Genomic DNA, 23202 nt, shown 5'->3' on the forward strand with positions numbered 1-23202 from the left:
GATTACCCCCTAATCCGTTAAATATTCGGTTGCTAATTCATAGTCCTTCTTACCCTCAAGTTTCTTCTCCAGCATATTGAGCAGCTGCGTAAAAATTACACATAGTACAAAATATATTGCGCCGGTAATTAAGAACGCTTCGAAGTATTTATAATAAGTATTCGCGGCTGTCTTTGTTACAAAGTACAATTCCGCAATTCCGATTACATTCAATACGGAGGTCATCTTTAAATTCGTAATAAACAAATTCCCCATCTCCGGAATAATATTACGAAATGCCTGCGGAAGCACTACTGAAAACATGATGGTAAAGTGCGACATACCCATGGCTTTGCCTCCTTCAAACTGTCCGTTGTCGATAGATATAATTCCACCACGAACTGTCTCCGCCATATATGCTCCGGTGTTTAACATGATTACAAGTATCGCTGCATTAAATGAAGATATATCGATACCGTTCTGCTTTAACCCATAATAAAGTACCATAGCCTGAACCATCATCGGCGTTCCCCTAAATATATGGATGAATCCGCTGGTTAAGATCTTTAATATCTTATAATAAATTCTCTTGAACAAACTGTCCTCCGGATGAACCGGCGTGGATTGCACGATACCAAGAAGGAAACCTAATAAAAAACCAAGTACAGTACCAAGTATGGATGTCTCTAATGTAATTATTGTTCCCTTCCAGAAGTACCCTCCATATTCTTGCAATAAAAATAAGATCCACTGAAAAATATTCTTCTCCATACTTATTCTCCTTTATACAATAGTCAAATCCTAATATATTCCCGATCCGTATTACGTATTTAACTTATTTCATTCCACAAATAAAGATAAAAGAAGGCGCCTAGGTACTGTTACGCCCCTATGCGCCATATATTTTATCTATTTTATTTTTATTTACTGATTTACTTAATTACTGATTTGTTTATTTGCTTAACGGCTGTAAAGAAACCGCAAGATCCATTAGATCATTCATTTTCTTTTCATCCCATTTTATTGCATTAAGTGCATCATCTAACTCTTTCTGTAACTTCTTATCGCCTTCTTTTACCGCAACACAAACATTCAGCGACTGACCCTCCGGTACCTTAAAGCCATCGGACTCTCCAAACTTAACATAAGTGATGTTAGGATTTGCGATTGCTGCGGACATTGCAGTCGGTTCGTCTAGAACTGCACAATCAGCTGTTCCTGTTTGCACTGCCATAACTACCTCAGAAGTAGTCTCGTAGTAAGTTAATTTTTTGCCTTCCGGAATTTGAGGAACATATTTTTCCCAAATTGTACCGATTTGAGTAGTAGCAGAAGCACCTTTAAAATCCGACAGGTTTTTCGCATTTGCAAATTTCCCATTCTTATTTACGATTACAACATTATTTCTAATATAATAAGGCTTTGTAAAATCTACACTCTTCTCACGTTCATCCGTATAACCCATACCTGCGATTATTGCATCATAATCTCCGGAATTCATACCAAGTACAATACTTGACCAATCCACTTTATGTACTTCCAGCTTCCAACCCATTTGATCAGCGAGCTTCTTAGCCAACATAACATCATAACCATACGCAAAATCCTTTGTTCCATAGATGGGAACTGCCTCATCTCCATTGGATAACTTATTACCCGACTGTGTCCAGTTAAATGGAGCATATGCACATTCCATACCCACTCTTAATACTTTTTTCCCATCACTGCCACTATCTTTTGTTCCACATCCAACTAATAATGATGTAATCAATACTACCGACAATAATATAGATATAATTCTCCTTTTCATAACAGACCCTCCTAAGAATAAATGCTATTGTTGAAAGACTTATTCTGCAGATAAGCCTTCTGGGGGAATGAGCTCATATCAAGATCAAATCGATTTATAAAATAGACAAAGGCGCTGGTTATGCACCAACGCCCTTGTTCTTGATAGATTACATTCTATACACAGAAAATGGATTTGTCAATATACAATTAAACAATATTTTGCACATAATTCATGTTTTTGTGCATCATTTAATATAAGTGTATCAATATATTGCACAATTTGATTCAATCCAATAATTTCTTAGCTTTGCTCTCCTGCTTTAAAATTATAGATTGGTTTGATACTCTTGATAATGTCAGCCGTATCTCCAATATTTTGTACAATGTCCTCCATCCCTTTATACGCCATAGGACATTCATCCAAAGTATCCTTATTTACGCTCGATGTATAGATACCCTCCATCTGCTTTTTAAATTCAGATACTGTATAAGTATTACGGGCTTTTGTTCTTGACATCAATCTTCCTGCACCATGTGGAGCAGAGTAGTTCCAGTCTTCATTCCCTTTTCCTATACAGATTAGTGATCCATCTCTCATATTAATCGGAATCAGTAGCTTTTCTCCTATCTTTGCAGATACTGCACCTTTTCTAAGGATCATTGCCTCCGTATCAATATAATTATGAATGGTCATAAACTCCTCTTCGACCTTTAGCTTCATACCACGAATTAATTCATCCATCATTGCTTTACGGTTTAACATAGCAAATCTTTGAATAATCTTCATATCATGCAGATAGTCCTCCATCAATTCACCGGATACATAGGCAAGTGCCTTAGGAATATCTGTACGAATCTGCTTTTTCAGAGCTTCAAGTGCTGACTGGATTTCTTTATCTCTTCCACTCGCCTTATACTCTGCTATTAGATTAGTAATCTCATGTTCTGCAGGCTCCGCCAATACTTTGTAAGCCTCTTCCTGATAAAAGGTGGCGACCTCCAATCCTAGGTGTCTGGAGCCGGAATGAATCACAATATATAGATTGCCGTCATCATCCTTATTGGCTTCGATAAAGTGATTTCCCCCTCCAAGTGTCCCTAAGGATTTCACTGCTCTGTTAAGGTTCACCTTCCCATTTGACATTGACGCGCAACGAAGCTCGTTCAAATCAATCTCTTCATTATAGGCATGTGCCTTTTCTCTTACGTTAAAGCCGGATGGAATCTTTTCGTAAATCAACTTATCAAGCTTTTGCACTTCCAGTTTTGAATTCTTTATACGAATTGTTTCCATTCCACATCCGATATCCACTCCAACCAGGTTTGGAACGATATAGTCTTTAATTGTCATCGTTGTGCCGATTGTGCACCCCGCACCTGCATGAACATCTGGCATAATTCTAATTTTTGAATCTCTTGTATACTCCTGATCGCACAGATTCTTAATCTGCTCCATTGCCTCATTCTCTAATATTTCAGTAAATACCTTTGCGCAGTTATATTTTCCTTCAATAATTTTCAATTTATTACTCCATTTCTATTAACATTTGTGAGGCAGATTACATTGATCCTTAATAGAATTACTTATTATGCAACAGCCTCTTTAACCTCTAAAAATCCTTATTCTTTTTATAATCTTTCATATCATCTAGTTTCGCATTCAATCTAACTTTTCTTTTCTCCCGATTCGGTTGCGTCGCTTTTGCCCGTGGATAATATTTATCACACTTTTGACAGTAATGTTCGTGGCAGGCTTCCCTTCCCTTTTTGCATTCACCGAATGCAATATAATGAATGCATACTGCTTCTCTATACTTTGCCATATTTATTCTCCTTTTCATACAATGGTACCGCCTAACGACATAGAAAAAGCCGATCTTATCGCGAACACAATTCGCAATATCAATCGGCTTAAAATCAAACTATGCAGTTATCACCGATAGCATTAAAGATATGCTATCGAAAAATTTAATCTATTATAGATTCACGGATTCCATTGCTTGAAATCCGGATACAATTCGACCATAGCATATACCATTATTCTGTTTTAAACTACATTGACTATTAATATTTTCTCTGACGAGTAATGTTTTTATTATTAATTGTGATTTCATTGCAATGTCTCCTTTCTTTTATTATATTGATTCGTTACGTTTAGTAATATAACACAGGTTTCTATATTTGTAAAGAAAAACCATTTAGATTAAATCGTAGATAAAATCAGTAATCCTCTGTGTGGATCTTCCGTCCAGGGAATTTACGAATACCTCTTTAAATAACTTCATTCGATCCGGATCACCCGCTGCACGCTTAAGTTCAGAACATAGCTCAGACTGGCTTTTTACGATTGAACCTGGAACAAAATACTCATATTCAAAGTAAACATCCCTTTTCTCCATATATTCTTCCTTATCATAAGCATAGAAGATCATAGGAATATCAAGCAAAGCAGCTTCAAATATCACCGAAGAATAATCCGTTACCAAGATATCGGTTACGAATAATAAGTCATTGATATTCTCATTCATGGATAGATCCATAATTCTATCTTTGTATTTTCCATCATAACGAAATCTATCTCTTACGAATGGATGCATCTTTGTTACAAATACATAGTCCTCCGGTAGCTGTTCACATAATTGATCCAGTGAAATTCGATCCACCGGGTAATATGCATCCCGGTTCCCGTCCCCACGAAAGGTTGGTGCAATCAGAACCACCTTCTTCTTATAAAGCATGGGGTACTTCTGTAATAGTGTTTCATAAACCGCTTGCTTATAGTCCTCGGAGAAGAAATCATCCGTTCTTGGAACACCGAGATTTAGCACATGCTCAATTGGTAATCCAAAAGCCTCACTGTATATACTTCGAATACGCTCTCCGCTAACAAAGGTATAGTCATAACATCTATGGTTCTTGGACTGCTGAGGTGCCCACCCCGGTTTATCCATTCTGGTATAACCAAAGGTTTTAAATGCCCCACAGGCATGCCAAAGCTGAACGACCTTACTCTCTGTTCTGATATCCAGTGCATGAAGCTGAGGATAAAAATCATCTAATATAATAATTTTAGCAGTTGCAATGGTCTGTGCGATATGTTTCAACTCGCTAAAGCTTAAATCTGCCACCGTTTTTTCATTTTGAAGTAACAGAATTTCAAGTCCGCTCTTCGCCTTTAATGCCTCCATCACACGATACAGATTACCGGTTCGGTCCAGTCTGCGCTCTGACAGAAACACAACACGGTTTTTCGCCAAAGCACTATTTTTCTCTCTATGATAAATTTCTGCAAAATAATTTGTTTTCCACTCCCTAATGCTGTAGCTGACTCCGCAGATTTCAGAGGTTTTTAAACTTGCATATTTTAGTGCACCCCTAAGGCCCTTGGTTTTGATAAAACCTGTTACAACAAAAATCGGTAGCAATAGAAGGCACAGCAAGAACAGAATACATTGACCGACACGGTATACAAAACCCAATTTCTTCTTCGATGTGTCGCGGAACAAGGAACCGTTCAGTACCATGATCCCATTCTCCACTCTGATACCAAGCATGCTAAGATTTTCCTCAACCGTATAAACAACATCCTTCTCCTTATATCCATAGATTAGAAGAAGCTTCATTGTACACTCCTCAAATTGCTTATCTTGAAAGAACACACTGGGTAGATGGATATGGGCAAATCCCTCAAATTCACATTGAATTGTATTCTTTTCTACAAAGGAATAGGTAACATCAATTGGAATTCTCCTATTCTCAGACTTATGCTCGAATAAAAGAAGAACTCTTGCTTTATTCTTTTGCACACAGTCACTTAGCAATCCCTTCAGGTGGAAATCAAGGTACTGGTTATTTATTTTTATCTCACTAATCCGAATTTCCATCCCTTGTCTATTCCTCCGTTTCATTCATGCTTCTCATTATTAAGTATCAAATCTACTACGCGTGTAGTAGCTTGTCCATCCAATGTGCCATAATGACGCTTTAAAAAGGTATCTCTCTTTTTTGCATAATCCGTATTCCCAGAAGATTTAACAGCTTGAATTAACTCCTCCATATTCTTCACAATCGGTCCCGGTACCATCTCTTCATAAGGATCATAAAAGCCCCTGTCATAGCGTTCCACATCATAGGCAAAGAAAATCATAGGTCGATTAAGAAGTGCATATTCAATCACAGCGGATGAATAATCGGCGATCAATAAATCGGATAGGATATAAAGCTCTTTCACATCATCGTGATCGGTTACATCGATACAATTCTTTGGAAGCTTCCTTGCATCAGGACGAATCTGTGGATGCATCCGCACCATAATTACATAGTCATTGCCAACCTCATGAAGTAATTTGTCGCAATTAAAATGCTTTAATATCGCATTGTTTTCCTCCGGTGTTTGACGAAATGTTGGCATGTACATTATTACCTTTTTACCAATGGTACCTGGGTAGAGCTTTTGCAAGCGCTCCCTTCCCTTTTGATGAAGATCCGTTCTAAAATAATAATCGGTGATTGGTATGCCAATTGGATAGATATGCTCTGCTGCTACACCCATTGCCTCCTCAAAATACGGTACAAGCGCCGGTGCTGATACAAATTGGTAATCTACTTGCCGATTGCCGGTTGATACCAGCTTTCTCACTAAGGGATCCGTTTCTGTTGAAAGCCCAAACTTTTTAAACAATCCTACTCCATGCCAAAACTGAATTAACTTTGTCTCTTTTTTCAGCTTCATATGTCCAAGAGGTAGAAAGTTATCATTTAAGCAAATATATTTAGCAGTTGCAAAATGATAATTTAATATGAAATAGAAATAGAATGTTCCAAAAAGCTTTTTTACCAATTTGACAACCTGCTGATTACTCCTACTATAAAAAATATCCTTCTTGGATACGATCACAAAGCGATAGGATGCATCCCTCTTTTTCATTTCCTCATATATATATTTAAGATTACATTTAAAATTACTGTTGTGAATCATAAAAAGAACGACCTTCTTCTTATTTAACGGAAACAACTTAAGAATTGTGAAAATAAAGCCGTATAAACGATACGTTATTTCTCTCATTGATTTCATTCTCCCTGTTTATTCAGTATCCTTCTATTTCTTGATAGTACAGTAATTTTAATTTCATTATCCTACACTACCTTGAGATTATACCTCACCAAAAATCAATTGACAATAAAATTTTCCGTATAATATACCAGCATTGGGTGAATAAAGGAAATATGGATATAACCAGAAAATAAGGCTGTCGGAATATGAAACTCCTTCGGGAATCATGACAGTTTCCCAAGTTAGTGCATATTTACCGACAACCTCATAAAAACACTTATTATAAGCTCTAGATAATCTCTAAACAATTATTTTCTTACTAACTCAAAATAAGTTCCGCCTCCAATTACAATTAGGGTGTTATCATCTTTTACCAAGAAGGTACAGCCATTATTCGAGGAATCAGAGATCTCAATCAGAGTAGCCGAATCCGTGCTTATTCCAAGCTTTTCAAAGCTCATATTGTAATTAGCAAGGAAGTCAGCACCTGTAATCTTAGTGCTCTTATAATTTGGATTTTTTACTGCTTTATTCAGATAATCAGAATTATCACCAAAGCAGGTAGCGCCATCCTTTGAAAAAGTAAGGTTCTTGCCAATCAATCCTTCTGCATCCTCTTTGCTGTAGGTTCCTACTGAACCGTATGCGACTACCTTACTGATTTTCCAATCACCATAATAACTCTCGTTTTTGTTACCTGATTGACTATCCTTGGTAGGTGTTTTTGTTACCTCTGGCGTCTTTGTTACCTCTGGCGTCTTTGTTCCCTCCGGTTTCGTTGCATCTCCCCGATCAGACCCGTCTTCCTTCGTCGGTGCTTTGGTTACAACCGCAGTAGGCGTTGGTGAATCAGTAATCTGGACATTCTTAACTTCATCAGTAACGGAAGGGGTATCATTATTGCCTGTATATGTGCCGACTTTTTTACAACCGGTTAATCCGACCAATCCGACAATCAATATTAACATAAGAGTGATTAGTGTATTTGTCCATTTTTGCTTTTTATATTTAGAAATCATAATGATTCTCCTTTTGTAGTTTGATTTATGCTTCCATAACCCTGCTGTAACGGGTATAAAATTAGATTCCGAAAACAGCTTAATTAATTTGATGACTGTTGTACCGTAATTTTGATATTCTTCCGCTTTTAGATATCTTAATGCCTCTGCATCACAGGATATCTCACAATCCTCATGCAGTCTGGCAATTGCATACCAAACGAGCGGCTGAAAGAAATAAACGATTTGTAATAGCGTAAGAATCCAATTTAATGCAATATCTTTTCTTTTGTAATGAGACAATTCATGAAGGAAAATATATTTTATCTCCTGATCACTTAACTGCTCCAGGTATGCTTCCGATACCAATATTCTTGTATGAAACATGCTGTACAGAGAAGGTGTTCTGGGTCTGCTTGTCGTGTAAAGGGATATCTCTTTTTTAATTCCTACAATGCGTTTACATTCACTAAGGATTGATAAAACTCTAGCATTCTTTGAAGGCCTGTAGGTTCTCTTCATCTTCAAGTAAAATAGTACATTGATATAAACGGTATAAAGAAGCAACAAACTCACACCACATAACCATAATAGTGCCATTACTTCCATAAATCCGATATGATTGGCGAAATTATTCCCCGAAGTATTCGAATTACCGGTTGCACTGGATGGCTTATCCGGCGCATTGTCTGCTGCCGGATGATTCTTTACCGCCTCCTGTAAAGGTGCATCTTCGTAACCTGTATTGTTTGATGGATTCAATGAGGGAAGTGTAGCTTCACTCTGAATATGTAATTGTTCTACAGTAAAATAATACAGGTTCAGCGCGCTGAAAGAACTCTCCGGAAATACCGGAATCAATAGTCTGATTACCAGTAACATCCAGATATAATAATGCCATCTTGGGCTCATGATTTTGCCAAACACCCTTTTTAGTACCAAAATAAGCACTATAATAATACTGGACAATGCTCCCAGATATAATATTTCATTAAACACCTTTACCAAATGATTCATCATACAAATAACCATGCCTTTCACTTATCATGTCTGAACTTTGTGCTAGATTGTGTAAGCCCCTTGTGTTAGTTTGTGCCGAGGATTTCGCAGACTCAAATTTTGTGATGTGAATTATGCTTTTCAATAATTCACATTGGACTTATTATGTATGCCCTTGAGTTAGTTTGAGCCGAGGATTTCGCAGGCTCAAACTTCGTGATGTGAATTATGCTTTTCAATAATTCACATTGGACTTATTATGTATGCCCTTGAGTTAGTTTGAGCCGAGGATTTCGCAGGCTCAAACTTCGTGATGTGAATTATGCTTTTCAATAATTCACATTACTTGCTTTTCTTCGCCTTTAACAAATTCTCAAGTTCCTCAATGTCTTTGTTTGATAATTTCTCATCTTCAATGAAGTTAGCCAGCAGCATATTAAGTGAACCATTAAAGCATTTCTCCAAAAATGTTTTTGTTTCTTCTTTCACACATTCCGCTTCACTTACCATAACAAAATAAGAATAAAAGGTATTCTCTTTTCTAGCCTCTACCGCACCCTTTGATACCAGCCTTCTGATTAGTGTGTGAATAGTTTTCGGGTTCCAACCTGTGTCCGGCTCGAGCTCCTCCACAATCTCACTGGCTAATCTAGGGGACTTCTTCCACAATACCTTCATTACCTTCCATTCGGAGTCTGATATATTGTTCATGCTATTAATCCTTTCGTATTACAAGTGTAGTACTACAAAACCATATTACAATTGTAATACGGTTTTGTCAAGCATAGATTTATGTAACTAAAAGATTAAATGAGATGATATGACTTTACGTAACTTATATTTGGAAATTATTTGTATAATATCAAACTTCGCATTATAATAGCTTTATTTAATTTTATAATATTACGTTTTATCGTTTACAAAAATATTGGAAAGTAGGGAACTCATATGATAAAAAAATATAGAAAGAATCAGATACTTTTGATATGTATAATTTCAATATTTGCATTATCAACGGGATGTAGTCACAAAAACCAAATCTCAGACAAACAGCATAATGAATTTGGATCGATTGATAAACATAATATTACCAGCTTTAAAATACACAATATAAAATGTGAGGAAAAAGAAATTAAAAGCAAATCAGAAAGAAACAGAATAATAGACTTAATTAATAGTGTACATATTACCAAAACTGACGTAGAACCGCTTTGTGGAATAGGATACGGTGTTATTATTACCTATTCAAATGGGGATTCATTTACCTCCAGTTTTTTATCCGGTACCGTGTCATATTCAAACAATGGTACAAAACATTGGTGTAGCATTGGCAACGATACTGTTGATGACCTACGCAATTTTTATGATAAGATTAGATGATAAAGATATTTACTATACATTTTAAAAAATAGTGTTGGGCAATTTATGAAACAACCCAACAACTATGTAAGTAAAAAACGAGCTTTCTAGAGAGAAATATATGTAACTTATTCCTCTTCTCTGTATTTAAACCACAGATATATACCTAAACCAGGAATTAATGATGCCAATCCAAGAACAAAAAACCATCCGAAAAGCGATACCCCGTTATCCCCACCATTTTTCGTAAGTCTGTATGCTGTTCCATATGAAAAAAGAGTTTGCACAGCCACTATTATTTGCCACAATATAACCATTCTTGTTGTCCTCCCCAAAATATAAATTCACAAAAATTATTAAAATAATGTATCTTACTTTTCCATTCAATAATACAACAAATATTGGTAGCAATCAACAAATTATTCGTAATACCATTATTGCAAAATCGTTTTTACGGATAACTTGTCAATAATAATCGAATATATCTCACAAAGAAGAACCCATGAATATTAATCAAGGGTTCTTCTTTGGAATACAAGGATTCGATCCTTGAGATACTGTAGTCAGAGTATATCTTCTCTGGCGTATTTTTATTTTTTAATATAAAAATTTATCTCATTCTATTCATTTTCTTTCTATGCTTTTTTCTTTTATAAATGATAAAAGCTATACATCCAACGCCCGAAAAAATGGCACCCATAATTAATGGCATATTTGAAGTGGTATCTCCTGTTTTCGGAACACTATTAATCTGTTGTACAAATAGAACAAACGGCGAAAGCTCTGTTACAGTTACTGTAACCTTTCCGTTTATAACCTTACCGGTAAGTGTTTCGATTGTGCCGTTTTGTTTTTGATGTAGAACCGACACTGACCTTGCGTTATAACGCTTGTTAACCGTAAAGACGATTTTTAGTTTGCCCTGATAACTACCACCCGAAACGGATACTAGAAAAGCACCCAAAACTTCATTTTTACCAATCATATTCTTTAATGCCTTATAGTCCGAATGCGCTATAGAGATTGGATCAACATTGATGGTAATGCCACTTTCCATATTACCGCTTACGATAATTCCATTATCCTTATTCTTAATAGACTGTAGCGCGTATATTGGTGTTGGAGCAGCAGATGGCTTTGCTGTTGGTGTCGATGTTGGTGCTGTTGTTGGCTTTGTTGTTGGCTTTACCGTTGGCTTTACCGTTGGCTTTACCGTTGGCTTTGTTGTCGGGTGTGCTGTTGGTTTCGATGTTGGCACTGGTGCTGGTTTCGATGTTGGATCTGGTGTTGGTTTCGATGTTGGCACTGGTGTTGGTTTCGATGTTGGCACTGGTGTTGGTTTTGATGTTGGCACTGGTGTTGGTTTCGATGTTGGATCTGGTGTTGGTTTCGATGTTGGATCTGGTGTTGGTTTCGATGTTGGCACTGGTGTTGGTTTTGATGTTGGCGCTGGTGTTGGTTTCGATGTTGGCGCTGGTGTTGGCTTTAGTGTTGGTGTTAGTGGTGCGGGTTTCTCCTTAACCGTGATAGCCAGACTAACCTTTTGAGAATCATATGTGATTTGAATCGCCTTATCTGTCACAGAAAGGTTCGCTTTATTAAAATGAAAGTCCCTCTTGGTCTCTTCGTTGTATACCACATTCGTAGTAGTAGCGTCATCATAATGCAATGCCAGCACTAAACCGGAAGGATCAAAGCGGTCACCCGTAATATAGTTTGTTTTACTCGGTGCGCTCTTTACCGAAATACCATTTAACACTTTAGCGGCTGTTTCCGGAAATACGATGGAAACTGTTCCGCTATTCTCAGCATTCGTCACAGCCGTCACACCGCTATAAGTAAAGCGGTTTACTGTCACTCCTGTAAAAGTATATTCTGCTTTCGGTGAAAGGTTAACGGTTGCGGTGTATGTTGTCCCACCGACAAACATTTTGTCTGATGGGTTCCATGTCACTGTTCCCGTATATTGAGAAGTGTCAATGGATGCAGAACCAGGTGTATTTCCTTTTACTGGCGCGGTTACAAGTTCAGTGAGATCAAACGAAGTAACAGTATTAGGATTCACTGTAATTGGCTGACTAAAATTCCTACCTAAAAAAGTAATCGAAACATCGGTATCACTCGCCCAGAGTGTGGATTTGCTAAACTGAAAAGCTGACTTACTTTCCTCATTATATGGGATATCCTGCGTGGTATCGTCATCATAGTGGAAGGACATGATAAGTCCTGTAGGGTCAAAGTTCTCGCCGGATAGATAGGTTGTTTTAGTAGGTGCACTTTTTATTGAAATTCCGTCTACTACTCTACCTACCGTTGCAGGAAATACAATGGAAACCGTTCCACTGTTCTCGGCATTCGTCACATAGGTCGCTCCGCTATGGGTAAAGCTGTTCGCTGCCACACCCGTGAAGGTATATCCTGCTTTTGGTGTTAGATTAACGGTTGCGGTATAAACAGTGTCACGACCAAAGACGGAGTCGGAAGGATTCCAAGTCACTGTACCTGTATATTGAGTGGTATCTATGGCAGTCGTATTTGGTGTCTGCCCTCTTATCGGTTTGCTTATAAGTGAGGTAAGATTGAAAGCGGTAACCTTTGTTGCATCCTCTGGTACCTGATTGTTAATAATCAATGGTGCGTTGTTCACATCATAATCCAGCTTTTCGATCGAGACCTCAATCACACTGGATGAATTTATACGTGCGGAGGAAGCAAATGTAATCTTCGGTTCGGTGGTAGAAATATCACTCACTGAGTAATCTGTTCCGCTAGTTAACATAACTCCATCTCTGGTTACAACAACATCTTCTGCGGATAAACTAGGGATTGCCGGATTTAAATAAAATCCTGCCGAACCTGTTGCACTTGTCAGTGCAGATGCTTGTGTAGCTGTAATACTTTGAGGTGTGTAGGAGTTTAAAATTGCCTGATTCGATGAAATGTTACCTTTATAATTGTTCACTTCTGATTTAATCCCAACCTGTGTTTTACCTGCCGGTAGATAAGCCACAACTTTACCTTGAATATAGACGGTAACATCCTTTATACCGTAGCGATACCCAAGTGCTGGTACACTTACCAATTTTGAAACCGCCTCTTCGAATGCTCCTCCAACAGTAAGCTCGTACTTTTCAACCGGAGTATTATTTGTAGCAGACACCACCGGATTTAAGCCAGGTTGTATGCCTCCATATATATTTCCACCAGAAATGTACAAATGAAAGAGAGAGCTATCGCTCATATGTAATTTTTGAATACCGTAGTAACCACCCCCATAAATATTACCTCCAGTGATATTAACAGTCGTATCCCCCATCACATTTTCACTATTTCCGCCAGCGCCAATGGTCGATAACACTCCACCGCTTACCTCTATGTTACTATTACCGGTTACTGTTCCATATGCACCGCCTCCGGTTACAAAACCTGCTTGCCCGCCTTTAATCTTTATAGAAGTGTTAGATATCGATGATGATTTCGACACATTTCCCCCATATATTGATTCAAATGCGACCCCATCTGTCAGGGTAATCGCTGAGTTGCCACTTACCGATCCAAGATCACCGCCACAGCCTCCGGCAACTGTGTTAACGACACCTCCATTGATATCAATGGTAGTATTGCCATTCAAGTTACTGTTAAAGCTACCGCCAAATATACCAAAAACCACTCCACCATTAAGTGTAACCGAAGTATTGGCCGATAAATTCTTATCACTTCCACCATATACTAGCGATATAGCAAGCCCATCACTGCCGATATGCCAAAAGTATCCGACTCCTGTGTAATATGTTGTTCCATTAATATTCCACACAATATAAGCAGAACAGGATGCCGAAGGAGGTTCTACATAACCGGGTACCGTCCCTTTCACCGCTCCATCCGGTATTGATGCTTCAATCGTAACAGGGGTGCCATTTGCATAAAAAATGTACTGCGTAACATTGTCATCCATATTAATACCACCTGTGGGTGCAAAACTCGCCGCCTGGACTTTAAACAACAAATTCGAGGGTAACAGCGAAAGTAGCATAGTAAATACCAAAATAACCGCCAAATATTTACTCTTATTATTCTTCATCATAAACTTAGCTTTGTTTTTCATAATCTCACCATAATCCTTTTATTATATGATAGAACTCATTGGTATTACAAAGATTAATAACACGCTTAAAAATATCAAATATATGCTTCTATCTTCTGCTATCCTATCCTAAATTAGTTATAACCTTATCCAGTATAGGGTACTTCTTGTTGAAATAACCAAGTACAGCATGAAATGGTATTATGTATACATGAAATGCTATCGAGTTCTACTATTTCCCAAATAAACAGAATAACTTACAGCATATGCTTCTCGCTTCCACCATAATTACTTCTTTATTGACTAACACTCTGTCATTATGCTATATTTTGGATGATACTCTTTGGGGAGGTGCCAAATTGATTAATATTGCTATATGTGATGATGATATGCGCCAGCTTTCAGAGTTAAGCGCAACAATAGAAAATTATAGAAAACTACATATCAATCAAAAAATAAATCACAGGATTTTTAAAAATGGAGCTGACTTAATCTCCGAAATCGAAAAAGGTATTCGCTATCATATTATTATACTTGATATTATTATGCCGCTGGAAAACGGTATTGATATCGCAAGAGAGATCCGTTGTTTTGATAAACTAGCTAAAATTATTTTTTTGACCTCCTCCACAGAATTTGCGCTAGAGTCCTACGAGGTGGAGGCATTTCACTACCTAACAAAGCCTGTTTTGGAAGTGAAGTTACTCGCCATTTTGGAAAGGGCCTTTTTGGATATAATCGATATCTCTAAAGATAGCATCCTAATCCATGCAAAAACCGGTCTTTCAAAGGTATATTTACATAATATTGAGTTTGTAGAGATATTTGGTCGACAGCTCACTTATCATATGAAGGATGGTCAATGTTTGGAGGTCAAAGGAACGTTAGGCGAGCATGAAAAAGCCTTACTAAACCACAAGCAATTCATTAAGCCGCATCGTTCTTATTTAATAAATATGGATTTCATTGACACAATCACAACAAACGAGATCCGAACTCAAAGTCAATTATCCATCCCCCTATCAAGAACAAAATTTTCTGATATTAAAAAGGCATATCTGGAATATTCCTTTAAACGAGGTGATCAATAAGTGTTATTTGCGCTAAACTATTATGCTCTATTTTTATATGGATTGTTTATAACATTATTTCTTTTAAATATTAAGGGAAACCGAACAAATACGATTGCCATTTCAGTCTACTCTGCATTTAGCGGCATAATAATATTTGTCTTTTTTTATTGCTTTGGTAGAAAATTCGTATCATATGCTTATCCTATGATTATTCACCTGCCGCTTGTACTGTTTGTATGGAGATTTTTTAAGAGACGCGTTGTAACAGTATTATTTGTTGTTGGAGTGGCATATATGTTAACCACCCCTAGAAAATGGCTTGGGGAAACTGCTGCTCAGTTATTTCATTATGACAATAACACCTCTTTGATTTTTCAAATCATCATTTCCATTCCTTTGTTAATTCTTGTCTATAAATTTGTGCGTCCGGCTATCATTAAAATCATCGACTACTCCGGTATGAAAATTCTATTTTTGACTTTTATTCCTTTTGTCTATTATCTTTTGGCTTATTCAATGACCGTATATACCAATTTACTTTATCACTCTAATATTGTGATCGTGGGCTTTATGGCCTCTTGCATCATCTATGTTTTTTTTGCTTTTTTAATGACGTATTTTAACGGAATAACCCAACGCTTATCTCTACAAAATGAGCACAACATTTTTAGAATGCAGGTAGAAGAAACCAATCTTCAGCTTCAACAAATAAGAGCTTTGCAAAACAAATCAGCCATATATCGTCATGATTTACGGCATCATTTAAACTTATTGGACGGATTGATGGAAAATGGTAGAATTGAAGAGGCCAGAGTTTATATTGCAACAATTAATCATGACATGGAAAGCATTGCGATAAAAAGACATTGTGAAAATGAAACCATTAACCTTATTCTTTCATTATATATTGCAAAAGCAGAGGAAATACAGATAACGGTAAATGCTGATATTGTAATTCCAAATAACATAGATATTGATCCCTCGGATGTATGTGTCATTCTTTCAAATGCACTTGAAAATGCAATACACGCCATAATCCCCATTCTTGACCCACAGCAAAGAACAATCAAACTATTCTGCCATACTAAGAACGGTAAATTATTTATAGAAATCGTTAATCCATTTGAGCGAGAAGTTATTTTCGAAAACAGTATTCCACAAAATTACCAAGAGAATCATGGCATGGGCATGAAGAGCATTGTAGCTGCATGTGAAAAATATAAGGGTCTGTACTCCTTCGAAGCAGAGAATAATATTTTTACTTTGAGGGTTATTATCTAGGATTCATTTATCATACTAACCCACAAACTTATCAGGAGATCATAGCAAAGCTTTGATCCTTAAACTGGAACGATACCTGTACTGTTTCAAGAAGATTATACTCTTTATTTGTATTTTATGTTCAGGATGCGATAAATCCTATAAATCATCACAAGATAGAAGTAACCGGAAAGTTGGTTTACGACAGTTCGGAGATAGTTTTTAAGGAGAACTGATTGAAATTTACAAGACAGACTGAATGATTGTGTTTAAAAACTAATCCTTTCATTTGAAACTACACCCATAAAGGATTGACGGTTGTCTTCTCATGAAATTGCCGTACTCAAAAAGGGGTATGATAGACTTATATTAGTCTTACCTTATCCCTTTTTGTATTTATGTTCACTTATTTATTATTAGTTATATAAAAAGCATAATAGGCATTGCCTTGAGGCCATGTTGCATGAATTTCATAGATATATCCCTGTTCATCATTTGACAAGGTAATAATATCATTAGATGTTTTCAATGTTTCAAAGTGATTTTCATACGCTTCTTCTTTTCCAATGTACCTATCAGTCCAGTACCGACCTGTATAAGAAGTAGGTTTTGACGTAAAACTTATTTTTAATTCTTTTAAGTCATCTGTTTTTTTAATTTCTGGCATGTGTCCCACAGAATCTAAAGGATGACGACCATCTGCTTCAAAACTTCCACCCATACTCTTCCAACTTGCAGAACCATGTTCAACAGTAACTTTTTCGAGCTTTCCTCCTAGGGTGTATTCTAACTCCATCGTTGGAACATCTTTGTTGTTGTATTTTATAAATATTACAGCCATTGCAACAAGCAATAGTATGAGAATGCCAAAGCCCCAAAACTTTTTCATTACAATACCTCCATAAAACGTAATTCCACCAAACGGAACATCGATAATTTTCACTTCCCTGTTGTAAACTATTGCAAACTATTTACATGGTTAAATTATACATTACATGTTTACTAAATACAATATTTTGCCCTATTTATTATCTTCTCCTTTGAATTATCCCATTGCTTTTCTCAGTAAGGTTATCTAATGGGTAATACTAATTTTCTTCATATATCCTCTTCCTTTCATCATAAAAACTAGGCACTAGACCACCTTGAAAAAGGTTAAGAATCTAGTGCCTTATAACATTGAAATTCGAGTATTAAGAATCAAAAAACCAATGATTTCAACAAATCATTGGTTTAAGCAGGGATACAAGGATTCGAACCTTGAGATGCTGGAGTCAGAGTCCAGTGCCTTACCGTTTGGCGATATCCCTATGGTATTTTTTTGTGTGTCTGTTTGTCAGCCACGAATGATATTATAACCCATCAAAATTTATTTTTCAAGCATTAATTTCATTTTTTTTAAACTTTTTTTCATCCTTATTTTACCTGTATTTTAATCCCAATAATTGCATCGCATTCCCTCCTAAAATCAGTCCCCGTTGCTCCTTCGTAATATCCAGTTTATTTATCACGGAACGCCCTTCTTTTTGGCCATCCCATGGGGAATCCGTCCCAAACAAAATCCTTTCACAATCATGATTTTTCACTATTCTTAAGAACTGTTCCGTTCCCATCTTGGTTAAGGAATAGCTGGTATCTAACCATATATCTTGACCCACAAGATATTTCTCCACATCATCCCACATATCATAACCACCCATATGGGCAAGAACAATCTTTCCATCACCCTTACCGATTTGGCACAGCATATCATAAGTAAGCTTTGGAGTACAATGCACCGGATCTGGTAGTCCAATATCAAGACCTGCATGAATCACAACAATTAATCCGATCTTCACTGCGTACTGAACCAACCGTATCATTTTAACATCATTAATAAAGGTGTTCTGATAGTCCGGATGTAGTTTAATACCCTGTAAGCCCATCCTTTTAATTTGATCCAGCTCCTCCTTGTAATCTTTACTATCCGGGTGAATTCCGCCAAAGGATATAATCCCATCCTTCCCTGTTATCTGTACGGCGTAATCATTAACTGATTCAAACTGGGAAGGTCTTGTAACTACAGGAAGAACGACAGAGATATCCACAGCATTCTCTCTCATTGAGGAGATCAATCCACAAAGTGTACCATTTGTAAACGCTTTCACTCCACCTGCTGCCTCAAGTTTCTTTATTGTAGCAGCCGCGATGCTCTCCGGAAATACATGCGTATGAAAATCGATTACCATCCTTCTACCTCCAAAAGATAACGTTATACTAATACATCCTGCCTTTGTGTTAGTTTGTGCCGAGGATTTCACAGGCACAAACTTAGAGGTGTAAATTATGTTTTTCAATAATTCACACTACTACTTTTCTGCAATAAAACTATTCTCGATATTAATAATGCAGTTATGACGTTCATCATATCGTTTTACATATTCGTTAATGCTGTCCAGTAAATTATGCTTCTCCGATTCCTTATACGAATACGGAACGACCAGATCAAATACCATATTAATCCGATACTCACCGTTTATCACACGGAAATCATGTAGGGAGGCTTTCGGCTCCAGCTCGCTTATAATCTGAATTAACATCTGCTTCTTTTCTACAACCTTTACATCGTTAATCTCAACCGGGTCCATATGGATTACCAAAAAGATATCCATCGTCTCACATATCTTCTTCTCAATTAAATCAATGGTATCATGAATCTGTTCAAAATTCACATTATTCGGCACTTCTACATGAATCGTAGCCATTCTGTTCGTAGGACCATAATTATGAATAATCAAATCATGTGTGCCTACAATCCCATCATAGCTTTCTACCAGCGCGGTTATTCTTTCATAAACATCTCGTTCCACCGGTTGCCCTAGCAGGGGTTCCAAGGTATCCTTTGCAATACGAAATCCTGCCAGCATAACGAACACTGATACAACAACACCCATATAACCATCAATCTTTAAATTCGTAAATCCTCCGATGATCGTAGAGATAATCGTTGCCGATGTAACGAATACATCTCCCATCGAGTCTGCAGAAGTTGCTAACATCACCGTTGAATTAATCTTCTTCCCTAACTTTCGGTTAAACAACATCATCCATACTTTAACCAGTACTGATAAACACAGTATTCCCGTTAATATGGGATTAAAGTTGATTTCTTCCGGATGAAGCACTTTTTGAAAAGAGCTTTGGAACAGATTAAAACCAACCTGCAGAATTAGGAACGCAACTGCCAGCGCAGCAATATATTCAAATCTTCCGTGTCCGAAGGGATGTTCCTTATCCGCCGGCCTCCCCGCTAGCTTCACACCTATAAAACTGATTACCGAAGAAGCTGCATCCGATAAGTTGTTAAATGCATCGGCCGTTACAGAAATACTGTTGATCACCATTCCCACCGTAAGCTTTACTCCAAAGAGAAATATATTGCATATAATCCCTACTACACTAGATAGAATTCCATATGCTGTTCTAACCTTTGGATTTTCATACTGTGTATTGTTTTTTAAAAATATTTTAACTAATAGTTGCGTCATGTAACTACTCCCTCCCTCATTAGGAATCGTATATGATCTATTGCGTATATATTGATTTCATATGTTTATATATAATTACAACCAAAATTAAAAACAGATTAAATCCTCATTATGATTTGTTTACCTTACTTGACACACTCAATTTAACCATTATATGATGGAAAAAAGATCAATAGGAGGATTTCTTATGCTCGTAACAACTACACCTTCCATAGAAGGAAAACAAATTAATGATTATTTTGGTGTCGTATTTGGTGAGGTAATCTCAGGCGTAGATTTTGTAAAGGATTTTACCGCAGGCTTGTCTAATTTCTTTGGTGGCCGCTCAAGTACCTATGAAGAGGAGCTGATTCGTGCCAGAGAACAAGCGATGCAGGAGATGGTCAGCCGTGCCCAGCAACTAGGAGCAAATGCCGTGATCGGCGTTGATATCGATTACGAAGTACTTGGCTCAAATAATGGTATGCTAATGGTTACCGCGTCAGGAACCGCGGTTCGTATCAGCTAAACTACTTAATAAAATATGGTTGTGATTGCAATCATCACTACGCAAATCAATGCATAGCATATAACACCGGCATTGACAAAGTAATCCTTTCTTTTAACCAATGGATTTGTTTTAGTAAAATAGATTTTCCTATAGTTAAAAGCAAAGAGTAGACTACCTGTTATGATTGCAAGAAACACCCATCCCACCATAATCAAACTAATAATTTTATTTCCTTTCAATACAAACGGTGCGACTATGGTTGAGCTCGCGTTAATAATCATATGTAATATAATTGCATATCTTATTGTATTTGTTCGTATTGTAACATAAGCAAAAACAAATCCCAATACGGCCGCATAAAAAAACTGGGTCAAATTCATATGGAACATACCAAATGCAATTCCTGTCATCAGTATAGCTTGAATATCTCCAAACCGTCTTAGTTTATCCAAAAGAATTTTCCGAAATATAAACTCCTCTACTACCGGAGCAATAATAGATGCATAAATAAGAGCCATCACATAATTACTGTTCATAATTGCTTCCTGTGCCGGATTTATCAAATGTGTATCACCTTTTAGGAACGCAATAATCAGTGTTAATATACTACTAATTATATTAGTGATGTGCATTGCCGCCATACATATAAAGAATATAACCAAGAAATGTAACGGCTTTAATTTCACTACCTCTCCCTTGGTGGAGTTTGGAATCCTCTTCATTAAAAGTAGGTAGACCGGTAATCCGAGTCCAATTAAAGGAAACGCGGTAAGTACCCATACGTACCAATCGGTTTTAGCCAAACCAGGATAAAACCGGCCTACCAAAATATCAATACCACTTTGTGAAAATACAAAAATACATGCTAATACAAATAATGCAATTCCTGCGCTACTTAGAATCTTCTTTGCCTTCTGCTTATCCATCTCCTCATAACTCATAGATCTTTTAATTCCCCCGTTATTTATTTTAATCCATAATCCATTAACTTTATCGCGTCATCATACCTGTTTCCTGCATTGGAATGCATAATTACGCAAATTACTTTTTTACCATCTTTTTTAGCAGCCCCAATCAGGCAATTACCGGCCATGGTACTGGTACCGGTTTTTAAACCAAATGCTGAGGGGTAATACTTCCCACTATTACGATTTAATAACTTATTTGTACTTGTCCAAGTCGCTTCTTCTCCGCTGGGAAATTTCGAGCTACATCTACTCTTTTTCACTATTTCAAGAATCGTATTATAATTGATGGCTGCCATACCAATCAAGCCCATATCATATGCTGTGGTATATTGACCAATTGCATCATATCCATCCGGTGTCATAAAGTAGGAGTTTTTAACGCCAATTCTTTTTGCTTCTTCATTCATCAGACGACGAAATTCCCCTATCGCTTCTTCCTTACTTGCATCAGGATTTTTTAAAGACTTTCTTCCTACAAAAGCAGCAATTACATACGCTGCATCATTCCCGGAAGGAAGTAGCATCCCTTCTAATAGATTCTCCACTGTAAGCTTTTCCCCTTTTTTCAAATAAGCTCTCGTGGAGTCGGAAGCGATCATAGTAACCTCATCCCCTATCGTGACAACATCCTTGGTATCACAATTTTTCAAAGCTACAATTGAAGTCAATAACTTTGCCGTACTTGCGGGAAATTCCGCTTTCACAGGATTTTTATAATACAATACTTTTTTAGTATTTGCGTCCAGTAAAATCGCAGCATCCGCCTGAAGGTCAATGTTGGGATTTTTAATATCTAATGCCTTCCTTAATTCACTATCCCAAACCATCTTTGGAATATGGGATCGATAATCTACCTTTCTATAATCATAAATAAGTTGTGGCTTATATACGGAATCGGCAGTTGCCATGATGGATGCATTGGATGAGTTATAAATCGTACTATCCTTTATCTTTTCATCCGGAACTCCACTTGGAACGGGAGTTATCTTTTGATCAGCCTTCCCTGAAGCAATCAATGCATTATAATCTATATCCGTTGGCTTCTCATAAGCGTATTCTCTTGCTGCTTCACCAAGGTCAACCTTATTCTTTGTATCCGTTATCTTCTGGGTGGTCCTATCTTTTTGAGCTTTCTTTGTCGGAGCAACCGTAACTGCTGCTGCTTCATCAACGGATGACTCCGTTTGTACCTTTGTATTATTTACCTCATTTTTAACAAAATCCGTACTCTGATTACTTAATACCTTATCTTCCGTATGATTTACTCCTGCTTGTTGTGTGTGTAATGTATCGCTACTTTGTTCAATGAGTATCTCCGTAGATAAAAACATACCGGATATTACAACACATGAAAACAGAAGCAATCCAAGCAGACTTTTCTTATTCATATCATCTCTCCATTCTGCCGCTTTCAATAGCGCTTTGCAGTAACTTTGATTTACTATTTTTTATTGTCAGGTAACTATCAAGAAATGGAGACGTTAGGATAATTAACGCCCCCATTTATATTTTACCTATTCTTTAAAACAAGTATTCCAATTTATTAAAAAAATTACTTGTTTTATATTGGTAATCAATGAATAACCACAAAATAAAGGTATGAAAAGAATTATTTATCATA

20 protein-coding genes and 1 tRNA gene are annotated in these 23202 nt (G+C 36.9%); 4 read left to right on the forward strand and 17 right to left on the reverse strand.

All coding sequences use genetic code 11. From position 1 onward, the window contains the following. Positions 1-9 precede the first annotated feature (9 nt). The 9 genes from AC6IWN_RS14640 to AC6IWN_RS14680 all read right to left on the reverse strand — a co-directional run bounded on the left by AC6IWN_RS14640 (position 10) and on the right by AC6IWN_RS14680 (position 9531). Positions 10-750, reverse strand: a complete 741-nt coding sequence (locus AC6IWN_RS14640) for an amino acid ABC transporter permease (protein ID WP_497988223.1) — start codon at positions 748-750, stop codon at positions 10-12. 181 nt (positions 751-931) lie between these two features. Continuing rightward, on the reverse strand, positions 932-1789 hold the full coding sequence (locus AC6IWN_RS14645; protein ID WP_497988224.1) for a transporter substrate-binding domain-containing protein: 858 nt from the start codon (positions 1787-1789) through the stop codon (positions 932-934). 282 nt (positions 1790-2071) lie between these two features. Continuing rightward, positions 2072-3292: an RtcB family protein gene (locus tag AC6IWN_RS14650; RefSeq protein ID WP_497988226.1), complete on the reverse strand. Its 1221-nt coding sequence runs from the start codon at positions 3290-3292 to the stop codon at positions 2072-2074. An 88-nt stretch (positions 3293-3380) separates the two neighbouring features. Beyond that, positions 3381-3593, reverse strand: coding sequence for a hypothetical protein (locus AC6IWN_RS14655; protein WP_497988228.1), 213 nt, complete (start codon positions 3591-3593; stop codon positions 3381-3383). A gap of 153 nt (positions 3594-3746) precedes the next feature. Continuing rightward, positions 3747-3884 (reverse strand): hypothetical protein, encoded by a 138-nt coding sequence (locus AC6IWN_RS14660; protein WP_497988230.1) that lies wholly within the window; start codon positions 3882-3884, stop codon positions 3747-3749. A gap of 84 nt (positions 3885-3968) precedes the next feature. Continuing rightward, positions 3969-5654: a CDP-glycerol glycerophosphotransferase family protein gene (locus tag AC6IWN_RS14665; RefSeq protein ID WP_497988231.1), complete on the reverse strand. Its 1686-nt coding sequence runs from the start codon at positions 5652-5654 to the stop codon at positions 3969-3971. A gap of 20 nt (positions 5655-5674) precedes the next feature. Beyond that, positions 5675-6835 carry a CDP-glycerol glycerophosphotransferase family protein gene (locus AC6IWN_RS14670; protein WP_497988233.1) on the reverse strand — a complete coding sequence of 387 codons (1161 nt, stop codon included), beginning with the start codon at positions 6833-6835 and terminating at the stop codon, positions 5675-5677. A gap of 296 nt (positions 6836-7131) precedes the next feature. Next, a complete protein-coding gene (locus AC6IWN_RS14675) occupies positions 7132-8853 on the reverse strand; it encodes a M56 family metallopeptidase (protein WP_497988234.1) in 1722 nt (573 codons plus the stop codon). A gap of 309 nt (positions 8854-9162) precedes the next feature. Then, positions 9163-9531, reverse strand: a complete 369-nt coding sequence (locus AC6IWN_RS14680) for a BlaI/MecI/CopY family transcriptional regulator (protein WP_497988236.1) — start codon at positions 9529-9531, stop codon at positions 9163-9165. 237 nt (positions 9532-9768) lie between these two features. Here AC6IWN_RS14680 and AC6IWN_RS14685 point away from each other — a divergent pair, with 237 nt between their 5' ends. Next, on the forward strand, positions 9769-10200 hold the full coding sequence (locus AC6IWN_RS14685; RefSeq protein ID WP_497988237.1) for a hypothetical protein: 432 nt from the start codon (positions 9769-9771) through the stop codon (positions 10198-10200). A 107-nt stretch (positions 10201-10307) separates the two neighbouring features. On the opposite strand, the gene AC6IWN_RS14690 is transcribed toward AC6IWN_RS14685, so the two are convergent. Together AC6IWN_RS14690 and AC6IWN_RS14695 are read right to left on the reverse strand one after the other, a co-directional pair. Then, a complete protein-coding gene (locus AC6IWN_RS14690; protein ID WP_497988239.1) occupies positions 10308-10496 on the reverse strand; it encodes a hypothetical protein in 189 nt (62 codons plus the stop codon). 293 nt (positions 10497-10789) lie between these two features. Next, positions 10790-14284, reverse strand: a complete 3495-nt coding sequence (locus AC6IWN_RS14695) for an LPXTG cell wall anchor domain-containing protein (RefSeq protein WP_497988241.1) — start codon at positions 14282-14284, stop codon at positions 10790-10792. Between the two features lie 338 nt (positions 14285-14622). Between AC6IWN_RS14695 and AC6IWN_RS14700 the strand changes: the two genes are divergently transcribed. Together AC6IWN_RS14700 and AC6IWN_RS14705 are read left to right on the forward strand one after the other, a co-directional pair. Then, entirely contained in the window at positions 14623-15354 is a 732-nt protein-coding gene (locus tag AC6IWN_RS14700) for a LytR/AlgR family response regulator transcription factor (RefSeq protein WP_497988243.1), read from the forward strand. Further along, entirely contained in the window at positions 15355-16617 is a 1263-nt protein-coding gene (locus AC6IWN_RS14705) for a sensor histidine kinase (protein WP_497988245.1), read from the forward strand. Between the two features lie 385 nt (positions 16618-17002). Here AC6IWN_RS14705 and AC6IWN_RS14710 read toward each other — a convergent pair whose 3' ends face one another. The 4 genes from AC6IWN_RS14710 to AC6IWN_RS14725 form a co-directional block, all read right to left on the reverse strand. Further along, entirely contained in the window at positions 17003-17485 is a 483-nt protein-coding gene (locus AC6IWN_RS14710; protein WP_497988247.1) for a hypothetical protein, read from the reverse strand. 349 nt (positions 17486-17834) lie between these two features. Next, positions 17835-17906 (reverse strand) — tRNA-Gln (locus AC6IWN_RS14715). A gap of 111 nt (positions 17907-18017) precedes the next feature. After that, positions 18018-18824 (reverse strand): amidohydrolase family protein, encoded by an 807-nt coding sequence (locus AC6IWN_RS14720; RefSeq protein ID WP_497988249.1) that lies wholly within the window; start codon positions 18822-18824, stop codon positions 18018-18020. Positions 18825-18944: 120 nt separating this feature from the next. Further along, positions 18945-20123 (reverse strand): cation diffusion facilitator family transporter, encoded by a 1179-nt coding sequence (locus tag AC6IWN_RS14725; RefSeq protein WP_497988251.1) that lies wholly within the window; start codon positions 20121-20123, stop codon positions 18945-18947. A 187-nt stretch (positions 20124-20310) separates the two neighbouring features. On the opposite strand from AC6IWN_RS14725, the gene AC6IWN_RS14730 reads away from it, so the two are divergent. Beyond that, positions 20311-20631, forward strand: a complete 321-nt coding sequence (locus AC6IWN_RS14730) for a putative heavy metal-binding protein (protein ID WP_497988252.1) — start codon at positions 20311-20313, stop codon at positions 20629-20631. A gap of 5 nt (positions 20632-20636) precedes the next feature. On the opposite strand, the gene AC6IWN_RS14735 is transcribed toward AC6IWN_RS14730, so the two are convergent. Both AC6IWN_RS14735 and AC6IWN_RS14740 read right to left on the reverse strand, forming a co-directional pair. Beyond that, positions 20637-21554: a CPBP family intramembrane glutamic endopeptidase gene (locus AC6IWN_RS14735; protein WP_497988254.1), complete on the reverse strand. Its 918-nt coding sequence runs from the start codon at positions 21552-21554 to the stop codon at positions 20637-20639. Positions 21555-21577: 23 nt separating this feature from the next. Further along, a complete protein-coding gene (locus AC6IWN_RS14740) occupies positions 21578-22969 on the reverse strand; it encodes a D-alanyl-D-alanine carboxypeptidase family protein (RefSeq protein WP_497988256.1) in 1392 nt (463 codons plus the stop codon). Positions 22970-23202 lie beyond the last annotated feature (233 nt).

The sequence above is a fragment of the Variimorphobacter sp. HTMS_6 genome (assembly GCF_059717775.1).